Below are 1,705 nucleotides of genomic sequence, written 5' to 3' on the forward strand. Positions count from 1 at the left end.
CCACTAAAACGGACGCGTTCGTTTTAGCGTGTAACATCAGCTAAAATTTAGCAGCTCTTTTGCCTGCATCATATCTTTATCCCCGCGACCTGAGAGATTTACGATAATGAGTTTATCTTTAATATTTGGCATCTTTTTAAGATACGCAATAGCATGCGCACTCTCAAATGCGGGAATAATTCCCTCTTTTTGAGAGAGCCATACAAACGCATTTAATGCTTCTTCATCTGTCGCATAATCGTAACTGACGGTTTTGTTGTCATGATGAAACGAGTGCTCAGGTCCTATGCCCGGATAGTCAAGCCCTGCAGAAATGGAGTGCTTCAAGAACCTGTCCGTCATCATCCTGAAGCAAGTAGCTCATCTGACCGTGTAAAACACCGGGGCGACCTTGATTTAGAGAGCAGCCATGTTGTCCGCTCCCGATGCCGTGTCCGCCAGCTTCAATGCCGATGCACTCAACGCCTTCATCTTCTAAAAAGTGCTGAAATGTACCTATTGCATTGCTGCCGCCGCCTATGCACGCTATAACATGATCTGGCAGGCGACCCTCTTTTTGCAGAATCTGCGCTCTTGCTTCATAGCCGATAATAGCCTGAAAGTCTCTTACCATCATAGGGTACGGATGCGGTCCGGCAACGGTTCCAATGATGTAAAAAGTGTCTCTTGTGTTTGTTACCCAGTGGCGGATTGCGTCATTCATGGCATCTTTTAGGGTTTTACTTCCGCTTTGAACAGAGTTTACTTTTGCACCTAAAAGTTTCATACGAAAGACATTTAGCTCTTGACGCGCAACATCTTTTGCACCCATAAATATTTCACACTCTAAGCCAAGAAGAGCACAGATAGTCGCAGTTGCAACGCCGTGCTGACCTGCACCTGTTTCAGCGATTATCTTTTTGTAACCAAGTCTCTTTGCCATCAACCCTTGAGCGATAACATTGTTTACCTTATGCGCTCCGGTATGGTTCAGGTCCTCTCTTTTTAGATAAATCTTTGCACCAAGCTCATCAGATAGGTTTTTTGCAAAGTAGAGCGGGGAAGGGCGTCCTACATAATCTTTTAGGTAGTAGTCAACTTCGCTCCAAAACTCTTTGTTGAAACGGATACTTTTGTACTCCTCTTCTAGTTTTATAAGTGCCGGCATAAGCGTTTCAGGGACATATCTGCCGCCAAAAGCTACACTATCTTTGCTAAAAGTTCCAAAATGACCGTTTTCATCAGGATCAAACTTTGATGGAGATGGTATATACATTATTTTACCTCGACTAAAGAGTAGACTTCTATGCTATTTTTCAGCTCTTTTTGCCCCTCTAAAAAGTCAAGCGCTATAATAAAACAAGCTTCAACACAAGTTGCACCGGCTTGATTGATAAGCTTTGCAGCCGCGTTTGCCGTTCCTCCCGTAGCTATGAGGTCATCCATAAGAAGCACTCTTGCATTTGGAATTTTGCTAAAAGCATCTATGTGAACCTCCACTTCGTCAACACCGTACTCTAGAGAGTACTTTTCGCTTATTGTCGTATATGGAAGTTTGCCTTTTTTACGGATAGGAACAAATCCGATGCCTAGCATCTGAGCAAGTGAGGCAGCAAAGATAAAACCTCTGGCATCAATGCCCGCTATATAGTCAAGGTTGTACGCTTTGTACTTTTGGTAAAGATGGTTCATAGTCACCCCGAACGCTTCTCTGTCGTTTAAAAGA

The 1,705-nt window shown here is 43.6% G+C and carries 1 protein-coding gene and 1 pseudogene; both read right to left on the reverse strand.

Translation table 11 applies throughout. The features are described from left to right. Positions 1-36 precede the first annotated feature (36 nt). A pseudogene (trpB, locus tag RQ763_RS11655) lies at positions 37-1,255 on the reverse strand (tryptophan synthase subunit beta). Further along, positions 1,255-1,705, reverse strand: a 451-nt coding sequence (locus tag RQ763_RS11660; protein ID WP_314153162.1) for an adenine phosphoribosyltransferase, incomplete at its 5' end; no start/stop codon positions are given. The pseudogene trpB and the gene RQ763_RS11660, both read right to left, overlap by 1 nt.

It is taken from the genome of Sulfurimonas sp. (assembly GCF_032250635.1).
Taxonomy (GTDB): domain Bacteria; phylum Campylobacterota; class Campylobacteria; order Campylobacterales; family Sulfurimonadaceae; genus Sulfurimonas.